Annotated in this window: 7 protein-coding genes and 1 pseudogene; 7 read left to right on the forward strand and 1 reads right to left on the reverse strand. The window is 62.5% G+C overall.

What is annotated here, in order from left to right:
• Nucleotides 1–508: 508 nt before the first annotated feature.
• Nucleotides 509–1,819 (forward strand): Nramp family divalent metal transporter, encoded by a 1,311-nt coding sequence (locus AC6H34_RS30920; protein WP_497541496.1) that lies wholly within the window; start codon nucleotides 509–511, stop codon nucleotides 1,817–1,819.
• A 25-nt stretch (nucleotides 1,820–1,844) separates the two neighbouring features.
• Nucleotides 1,845–2,801 (forward strand): cation diffusion facilitator family transporter, encoded by a 957-nt coding sequence (locus tag AC6H34_RS30925; protein WP_448145965.1) that lies wholly within the window; start codon nucleotides 1,845–1,847, stop codon nucleotides 2,799–2,801.
• A 285-nt stretch (nucleotides 2,802–3,086) separates the two neighbouring features.
• Here AC6H34_RS30925 and AC6H34_RS30930 read toward each other — a convergent pair whose 3' ends face one another.
• Nucleotides 3,087–3,560, reverse strand: a complete 474-nt coding sequence (locus tag AC6H34_RS30930; protein ID WP_497541504.1) for an Lrp/AsnC family transcriptional regulator — start codon at nucleotides 3,558–3,560, stop codon at nucleotides 3,087–3,089.
• A gap of 160 nt (nucleotides 3,561–3,720) precedes the next feature.
• Here AC6H34_RS30930 and ehuR point away from each other — a divergent pair, with 160 nt between their 5' ends.
• The 5 genes and pseudogenes from ehuR to AC6H34_RS30955 form a co-directional block, all read left to right on the forward strand.
• Nucleotides 3,721–5,085, forward strand: coding sequence for a MocR-like ectoine utilization transcription factor EhuR (gene ehuR, locus AC6H34_RS30935; RefSeq protein ID WP_448151218.1), 1,365 nt, complete (start codon nucleotides 3,721–3,723; stop codon nucleotides 5,083–5,085).
• Between the two features lie 170 nt (nucleotides 5,086–5,255).
• Entirely contained in the window at nucleotides 5,256–6,224 is a 969-nt protein-coding gene (eutB, locus tag AC6H34_RS30940) for a hydroxyectoine utilization dehydratase EutB (RefSeq protein WP_497541497.1), read from the forward strand.
• Nucleotides 6,221–7,225 carry an ectoine utilization protein EutC gene (gene eutC / locus AC6H34_RS30945; protein WP_497541498.1) on the forward strand — a complete coding sequence of 335 codons (1,005 nt, stop codon included), beginning with the start codon at nucleotides 6,221–6,223 and terminating at the stop codon, nucleotides 7,223–7,225. The genes eutB and eutC overlap by 4 nt, the downstream gene beginning before the upstream one ends.
• Nucleotides 7,222–8,403, forward strand: a complete 1,182-nt coding sequence (gene doeA / locus AC6H34_RS30950; protein ID WP_497541499.1) for an ectoine hydrolase DoeA — start codon at nucleotides 7,222–7,224, stop codon at nucleotides 8,401–8,403. Before eutC ends, doeA begins: the two co-directional genes overlap by 4 nt.
• A pseudogene (locus AC6H34_RS30955) lies at nucleotides 8,400–9,006 on the forward strand (N-alpha-acetyl diaminobutyric acid deacetylase DoeB); the annotation flags it as partial. The gene doeA and the pseudogene AC6H34_RS30955, both read left to right, overlap by 4 nt.

Consider the following 9,006-nt stretch of genomic DNA (forward strand, 5'->3'; position numbering starts at 1 on the left):
GGCTTTGCGAGCCATCTTGGCGCCCTTCCTCACCAAGACGGCAGCGGCCGCGGCGTCCCTTTTCCGATAACCTCGAAGCTCTTGCGTGAGGCTCTACTCTTGTTGATCCATACTCGCGAGATAGTATCAATAAATACGGCTTCAAGATCGTGTTTACCGTGGATTGTTCGGAGAACCTATTGCCGCCGCAACGGTTTCGGTGACCCAGGGCAAAGAGACCAGAACTTTTTGCCGCCTTGAGCGGAACGATCCTTCGTGATGCACGAGGTTGCCCTAGCGATAGTTAGGCGTCAATCAGACATGGCGACAGAGGCCACAGGGATGGTTTTCCCGGTTTACCGCCTTAGCCAACGGATGGCAGCCGAGCCCCTACCGCGTCAATGCGTATAATTTCTTGATGCGACCTGCCGTGCCATTTTTTTTGAAGGCAGGGAGAGGAACGTTCCATCGAGGCAGACGTTAACTTGCCGCTGAGAAGCAAAAAGCAAGAACGAGAAGGCGCGGCACGGTGACCACGCAAGACCCCGTCAATCTCAACGCTTCGCCGAATCCTTCCAAAGATCCCGGCAAGCTGCAAATCCTGGACGTTCTCGGGCCGGGTCTCATTACCGGCGCCTCGGACGACGATCCAAGCGGTATCGCAACCTATTCGCAGATCGGCGCCCAGTTCGGCTACACCATGAACTGGACCCTGATCTTCTCCTATCCGCTGATGGTTGCCATCCAGATCATCAGTGGGCGGTTGGGCCGCACGACAGGTCGTGGCGTCGCTGGAAACCTGAGAAAGTTCTACTCCAACTGGCTGGTCTACTCCGCTGTTCCCCTGCTTCTCGTAGCAAATGTCATCAACATCGGGGCCGATATCGGCGCGATGGGAGACGCCACGAAGTTGGTGATTGGAGGCCCATCCCTTCTCTACGCCCTCGCATTCGGCGTGGCGTGCGCCGCCGCTCAGGTTTTCTTCGACTACAACAAATATGCCAGGATCCTGAAATGGCTCAGCCTGGCCCTGCTGACTTATGTCGCCACGCTCTTCGTCGTGAAGATCGATTGGCGCGGCTTTGGTTTTGGCCTCGTCGTGCCGCATCTGGAATTTTCAAAGGAACTACTGACCGCCGTGGTGGCGGTTTTCGGGACCACCATCAGCCCCTATCTCTTCTTCTGGCAAGCGTCGCAGGAAGTAGAGGAGATCGAGGACAACGCGGATCGAGAACGTCTGAAGGACGCGCCTGAGCAGGCACATTCCGCCAATATGCGTATCAACCTCGATACTTTTGCCGGAATGGCTGTCTCCAATGTGATCGCCTTGGCCATCATGGTCACCGCCGCCGCGACCCTGCACACGCATAATGTGACGACGATCAACAGTTCCGCCGACGCCGCAAAAGCGCTGGAGCCGGTTGCCGGCAAGTTCGCCGAGGTGCTCTTTGTACTCGGCATTCTCGGCACAGGTCTGCTCGCGGTTCCCGTTCTCGCAGGATCGGCGGCATACGGCCTGGGCGAAGCATTCAAATGGCCGACGGGGCTCGCCAAGAAGCCGCGAGAAGCCAAGGCCTTCTACACCGCCATCACGTTGGCCACGCTGATTGGAGCTTCGATCGTCTTCACGGGCGTCAATCCCATTGACGCCCTGTTCTGGAGCGCCGTCGTAAATGGGGTTGTAGCCGTACCCATCATGGTTCTGATGATGCTTATGGCCACTAGCGCCAGAGTGATGGGCGATCACAGGATCGGCCGGACCCTCCAGATATTCGGATGGCTCTCGACCGCGGTCATGGCTCTATGCGCCCTCGGCATGTTTGCCTCTTTCGCTCTCTGAAACACTGTGGGCAAGAGAAAGTTCGATGGCAGGTGACCGATCTCGTTTCGTGGTCTATGCCGCGCTTGCCGGAAACATCCTGGTAGCGGCAACCAAGTTTGTTGCTGCGGCGATGACCGGTAGTTCGTCGATGTGGAGCGAGGCCATCCACTCAGTGGTGGATTCCGGCAATGAGGTGCTCCTGCTCTACGGATATCGGCGCTCAAGGCTTGGACCGGACGACCAGCACCCTCTCGGTTACGGCCGAGAACTGTATTTCTGGTCGTTCGTCGTCGCCATGCTGCTCTTCACACTTGGCGCTGGCCTGGCGGCCTATGAGGGCGCGAGCCGCATCATCAATCCAGAGCCCTTGACGCATGTCTTGGCGAATTATGGCGTGTTGCTAGCCGCCGCGATCTTCGAGGGAGCTACGTGGATCGTGGCTCTTCGCGCCTTTCGCCAGACGAAGGGGGACGGGAGCTACCTGACGGCCATCGAGGACAGCAAAGATCCTCCAGGCTTCATGGTGCTGCTAGAAGACAGCGCCGCGCTCGTAGGCCTGGCGGTCGCAGGCGTCGGATTGTTCCTTTCCGATCACTTGCAAGATCCACGCTTTGACGGCGCAGCCTCAATAGTCATCGGCCTTATACTCGGGGGCGTGGCTTTTCTGGTCGCAAGGGAGAGCAAGGCCTTGTTGATCGGCGAGCGTGCGGACCGGGAAATCGAAGCCTCGATCGCCGAACTCGCCATGCGGGAACAGGCGGTCGAGCGGGTAAATAGCGTACTCACGCTCCACATGGCACCAGAACAAATTGTCGTCGCCCTGAGCCTCGAATTCGCCGATAACGTGCGCACCAGCGAAATTGAAAATGCTATTTTCTCTATGGAGCGGCGAATTCGAGAGACACATCCCCAAGCGATTTCGATATTTGTAAAGCCGCAGACACAAAAGGTGTTCAAGGACAGTCTTCGGGCTATCGAGCAAGAATGGCCATCGAAATAAAGATCCGATAAAATTTCCCGGAATTTGCGTTCCAAAAGAATTCCGAGGTCTTGGGTAGGCGGAAACGGTGCCCAGCGGGACAGCAGCACCCGTCAAGCCAGTCGCGGGATACATGAGATTCTTGAGGATGTACCATACACCGCCCAAATCCATTGTTTGGACGCCAGACGGCGTTGATACGCCAAGGACGCGTCAGGCTCGGAATAGCCGAAATTCGTCTGCCGGTATGTGTTCAGAGCTTCGAGATCAGCCCTGATGCGGGTTGAAGTGTCGCGCAATATTTAATTATACATCGGCTACAATTTCGAGCGGAAACCCCGAAGCTTTGATGGTTTTGGTGACGATATAGGTGAAATAGCGGTCTATGCCGAGTTCGGCCGACAGCAGGCCGTCGATCAGGCGCTGGTAGGAATCGATGTCGGGCGTCACCACCCGCAGGAGATAGTCGATACCCCCGCCCACGGCGTCGCAGCCAACGATGGAAGACTCGCGCATAATGGCCGCCTCGAAGCGTTGGAAATCGGATTGCCGGTGGCTTTTGAGGGTGATTTCCACCAGAACGCTGGCGAATCGCCCTAGCCGGCTGGCGTCGATCGCGGCGCTGTAGCCCGAAATCACGCCTGCTTTCTCCAGACGCGCAAGGCGTTCCCAGCAGGCGGCGGCAGACAGGTTGGCCTCCTGCGCCAGTCCGAGCTTCGTGATGCGACCGTCCCGCTGCAGGGCGGCCAGGATTTTCAGGTCGATCTTGTCCAGTTTCAACATGGCGCCCGCGAGTTGATTGGTATAATAGAAGAGTGCCTCGATATTGTATCAGGACAATTTCATGTCACTCTCCCATTCTGACTCTTTCCGTCGTCTTGTCGACTCCCGAAAACCATTGTCGGCGGCAACGGAATGGCGGCCGGTCCTGCCGCGCCGCATGGGAGTGACCAAGCACAAGCTACTGACGGACCGGATCATCGCGGACGTGGAGAGCGAAGTCCTGCCGCCCGGTACGCGTATGCCCACCCATCGCGATCTCGCCCACGACCTCAAGTTGTCCGTGCAGACGGTCAGCATCAGCTACAAGGAAGCGGAGCGGCGCGGCTATCTGCGCGGCGAGGTCGGCCGCGGCACCTTCGTGCGCGACCGCGTGACCGAGCGGGCCGAGCGCTTCATGCTCGACCGCGAGCCGGGGCAGACGGCGGACCTTTCGATCATCCGGGCCGTCTATACCGAGGCGCACGAACGGGCCTCGCGCCAGACGATGATGCGGCTCGGGGAGGGCGACAACAGCGCCTTCATGCGCCCGTGCCGGCCAATCGCAGGGCTCGACCGTCACCGCACCGCCGCGCAGGCCTGGCTGCGGCGGCTGGGCGTGGAAGCCGACCGCGACCGCATCCTCATCACCAATGGCGCAGCCCACGGCCTTTTCCTTGCCGTGGCCTCCATCGTGCATCCTGGCGACCTGGTGCTGACGGAGAATCTCACCGATCACGGCATTATCGGCCTTGCCTCCGTGCTCGGCTTCACGCTGCGCGGGCTACCGACGGATGAACAGGGCATCCTCCCCGAGGCCTTCGAAACTGCATGCGCCGCCGGCGGCGTCAAGGCCCTGGTTCTCATTCCAACGCTCGGCAATCCGACCAGCCATGTCGCCGGGGCGCAACGGCGACAGGCGATTGCCGCCATCGCCGCGCGATACGGCATCTTCGTGGTGGAGGACGAGGTCTACAAGCCAATGCTCGAGGAGCCGATGCCCTCAATCACACAGCTTCTGCCGGACCTCGGCTTCTTCGTCACCAGCTTCACCAAGAGCGTCATGACTGGCCTTCGCGTCGGCTATCTCGTGGTTCCTCCGACCCACGGCATCCGCGTCGCCAGCATCCTTCGCGTGACGAGCTGGAGCGCCACCAACCTGCCTGCAGAGATCGCCTCCCTCTGGATCGAGGACGGCACTGCAGAGGCCCTCCTGCAGATTCAGCGCCAGGAGGCGCGGGCGCGGCAGGCGATCGTGGCGCGTACGCTTGGTCCACATATTGCCTCGACCTACCCCCTCTCGCATTGCGCGTGGCTGAAGGTGCCGCCGCATTGGACGGAGGAGGGGCTCGTGCGCGCCCTGTCGCAGCGCCACATTGCAGTGACGCCCTCGGATCCCTTCGTCGCCGGGGAAGCCGGGGGAGGCGGTATTCGCATCTGCCTCGGCGGCCGCCTTTCGCACACCGCGCTCGCCGAAACCCTGACCTCTCTTCGTTTGACCTTCGAACAGCTGCCGCCCGTCTTCGACGCCCAGCTCATCGCCTAGGAGAAATGAATCATTACAATATAATAATTGACATGATTTTTGTGCCGCGACACCATCCCGTCAATGAAAGGCGGAGGACGGTCGATGCCGGAAGCGTTCACTATTGGCGGACGAGGCAGGAGCGGGGCTGACACACGTCTGTCCGCGCCGACGGGCTGGAATTCCCAGCCATGAACGCCCCAGTCGGGCTAGACGCCATCCAGACGGCGGAGGCGCGCCTGCGCGGCCACGTCTTGCGCACGCCCTTCATCCTTTCCCCGGCCTTGTCCAGGCGCGGCCCCCCCATCCATCTCAAGCTCGAGACGCATCAGCAGACCGGATCGTTCAAGCTGCGCGGCGCCACCAATGCCGTGCTCACCATGGGGGCGTCGGCCAGAGGCTTTGTAACCGCCTCCACCGGCAACCATGGCCGAGCGGTCGCCCATGCCGCCAGGGCCCAGGGTCGGCGGGCCGTCGTGTGCATGTCGGGACTGGTGCCGGGAAACAAGGTCGATGCCGTCCGGGCGCTCGGGGCGGAAGTCCGTATCGTCGGCCGCTCACAGGACGAGGCACAGGCCGAGGTCGAACGGCTGGTACGCAAGGAGGGCCTCACGCAGATCCCGCCCTTCGACCATCCGGCGGTCATCGCAGGGCAGGGCACCATCGGCCTCGCAATCGCCGAGGCGCTTCCGGATGTCGATCTCGTCCTGGTGCCCTTGTCCGGCGGCGGGCTGGCGGCGGGGGTCGCTGCCGCGGTCAAGGGCCTGCGGCCCGGGGCCAGGGTCGTCGGCGTCTCCATGGAGCGCGGAGCCGCCATGTATGCGAGCCTGCGCGCCGGCAGGCCCGTGGCCGTGGAAGAACTGCCCACGCTCGCGGATTCGCTGGGCGGCGGCATCGGCCTTGACAACCGCTTCACCTTCGCCATGTGCCGCGACCTTCTCGACGACGTGATCCTGCTCGAAGAGGCGGAGATCTCCGAGGGCATCCGCCATGCCTTTCGCTTGGAAAACGAAGTGGTGGAGGGCGGCGGGGCCGTCGGCATCGCCGCCCTCCTCACCGGCAAGGTCCGTCCCCAAGGTCCCACGGCGCTCATACTCTCCGGTCGCAACATCGATCCCGCAATTCACCGGCGCATCGTCGAGGAAGGAGCCTTGGCATGATCATCCTGACCGAGGCCGACCTCCGCGCGAGCGTCCCTCTCGATCTGGCTGCGGTCGACTGCGTGGAGGACGCCTTCGTCGCGCTCGCGACCAAGGCCGTCGCGATGCCGCCTATCCTGAGGCTCGACATTCCCGAATACCGCGGCGAAGTGGATGTGAAGACGGCCTATATCCCTGGTATCGATGGTTTTGCAATCAAGGTCAGCCCTGGTTTCTTCGACAATCCCAGGCTCGGCCTGCCGAGCCTCAACGGGCTGATGGTGTTGTTCAGCAGCCGTACGGGGCTGGTCGAGGCGCTGCTACTTGACAATGGCTACCTCACGCAGGTGCGCACGGCCGCCGCTGGGGCGGTCGCCGCCCGCCATCTCTCGAGGCCGGGCTCCCGTGTCGCGGCAGTCCTGGGCGCGGGCGAACAGGCCGGCATGCAACTGGAGGCGCTGAAGCTGGTGCGCCCGATCGAAGAGGCCCGGCTCTGGGCCCGCGATCCAAGCCGGGCGCAGGTGGCAGCCTGGGAACTGGCGGCCCGGCTCGGCATCCCCGTCCGCGCAGTCGCAAGCGGGCAGGCAGCCTGTGAGGGCGCCGACATAATCGTAACGGCCACCCCCGCGGAAAGCCCGATCCTGATGGCGGACTGGCTCAAGCCTGGCCAGCACGTGACCGCCATGGGCGCGGACGCCGAGCACAAGAACGAGATCGACCCCGCTGCCTTCACCAAGATTTCCTATGTCGCCGACAGTTTTGCCCAGACCCGGCACCTCGGCGAACTCGCCCATGCGGTAAAGGCGGGAACTGCCAGCGCCGAGCGCTGGTTTCCGGAATTGGGCCAGGTCATCGCCGGCAAGGCGGCCGGACGCACCAGCGACGCCGACATCACACTTTGCGACCTGACCGGCACCGGCGTGCAGGACACCGCCATCGCCACGCTCGCCTACAAGCGCGCCCAGGCTGGGGGGGCCGGACAGGTTTTCGAGACAACGGCATCAAGGAAAGGCAGGCCATGACGGGCCCCACGCTCAACTTCACCCACGAGGAATATGGCCAGCGCCTCGTCAAGACCCAAGCTGCCATGGCTAAGGTGGGACTCGACCTCCTCATCGTCAGCGACCCCTCCAACATGCACTGGCTGACGGGCTATGACGGCTGGTCCTTCTACGTTCATCAATGCGTGGTGGTGCCTGGCGAGGGCGAGCCCGTCTGGTTCGGGCGTGGCCAGGATGCCAATGGCGCCAAGCGCACGGCCTGGCTCAGCCACGACAACATCGTCGGCTATCCTGACCACTACGTGCAGTCCACCGAACGCCATCCGATGGACTATCTCTCGGGCGTGATCGAGCAGCGCGGTTGGTCGCGTGGCACCATTGGCGTGGAGATGGACAATTACTGGTTCAGCGCCGCCGCCTTCGCCGCGCTGGTCGGACACCTGCCCAATGCCCGTTTCAAGGACTGCCTGTCGCTGGTGAACTGGCAGCGCGCCATCAAGAGCCCAACCGAGATCGACTACATGCGTAAGGCCGGCCGCATCGTAGAGGCCATGCACAAGCGTATCGTGGACAAGGTCGAGCCGGGCATGCGCAAGAACGACCTCGTTGCCGAGATCTTCGATGCCGGCATCCGCGGCGTCGAGGGCATCGGCGGCGACTACGCGGCGATCGTGCCGCTGCTGCCCTCGGGCGAGGAGGCTTCCGCCCCGCATCTGACCTGGAACGATCTGCCGATGCGGAGCGGCGAAGGCACCTTCTTCGAGATCGCGGGCTGCTACAGGCGCTATCATTGTCCGCTCTCGCGCACCGTTTTTCTCGGCAAGCCGACGCAGGCCTTCCTCGATGCGGAAAAGGCGACGCTCGAAGGCATGGAAGCCGGGCTTGCCGCAGCCAGGCCCGGCAACACCTGCGAGGACATCGCCAACGCCTTCTTCGCCGTTCTTAGGAAATACGGCATCGTGAAGGACAACCGCACCGGCTATTCCATCGGCCTGTCCTACCCGCCGGACTGGGGCGAGCGCACCATGAGCCTGCGCCCCGGTGATCGGACAGAGCTGAAGCCCGGGATGACCTTCCATTTCATGACCGGCCTGTGGCTGGAGACCATGGGGCTGGAGATCACCGAAAGCATTCTGATCACCCCGAACGGCGTCGAATGCCTCTCCAGCGTGCCACGCCAGCTCTTCGTAAAGCCATGAGCACGCCGGTGATAGAGCTTCGGCCTTCGCCGATCAGCGCCACCGTCGATTTCGAGGCGGAAGGCGTACAGCATGGCCATCTGCGCTTGCCCTGGAGCCGGGACGATTCCGCCTGGGGTTCCGTGATGATCCCAATCTGTGTGGTCAAGCGGGGGGAGGGGCCGACGGCGCTGCTGACGGGAGCCAACCATGGCGACGAATATGAAGGGCCGATCGCTCTCTTCGACCTCGCGCGAACCCTTCGGGCGGAGGCGGTTACCGGGCGCGTGATCATCGTGCCGGCGATGAACTATCCGGCCTTTCGTGCCGCAACGCGCACGTCGCCCATCGACAAGGGCAATCTCAACCGCAGCTTCCCCGGCCGGCCCGACGGGACGGCGACCGAGAAGATCGCTGACTATGTCACCCGTGCCCTGCTGCCGCTGGCCGATCTGGTGCTCGACTTTCATTCCGGCGGCAGGACGCTGGATTTCCTGCCCTATGCGGCGGCCCATGAACTGCCGGACGAGGCCCAGGAGAAACGCTGCTTCGAAGCCGTGGCCGCCTTCTCCGCGCCCTGGTCGATGAAGATGATCGAGATCGACGCAGTCGGCATGTTCGACA

It is taken from the genome of Labrys sp. ALF-8, assembly GCF_059699065.1.

What these genes read in the sequence shown, in the direction of transcription:
- AC6H34_RS30925 (WP_448145965.1), top strand. Translation starts at nt 1,845, where the DNA reads ATGGCAGGTGACCGATCTCGTTTCGTGGTCTATGCCGCGCTTGCCGGA.
- ehuR (WP_448151218.1), top strand. Translation starts at nt 3,721, where the DNA reads ATGGGAGTGACCAAGCACAAGCTACTGACGGACCGGATCATCGCGGAC.
- eutB (WP_497541497.1), top strand. Translation starts at nt 5,256, where the DNA reads ATGAACGCCCCAGTCGGGCTAGACGCCATCCAGACGGCGGAGGCGCGC.
- eutC (WP_497541498.1), top strand. Translation starts at nt 6,221, where the DNA reads ATGATCATCCTGACCGAGGCCGACCTCCGCGCGAGCGTCCCTCTCGAT.
- doeA (WP_497541499.1), top strand. Translation starts at nt 7,222, where the DNA reads ATGACGGGCCCCACGCTCAACTTCACCCACGAGGAATATGGCCAGCGC.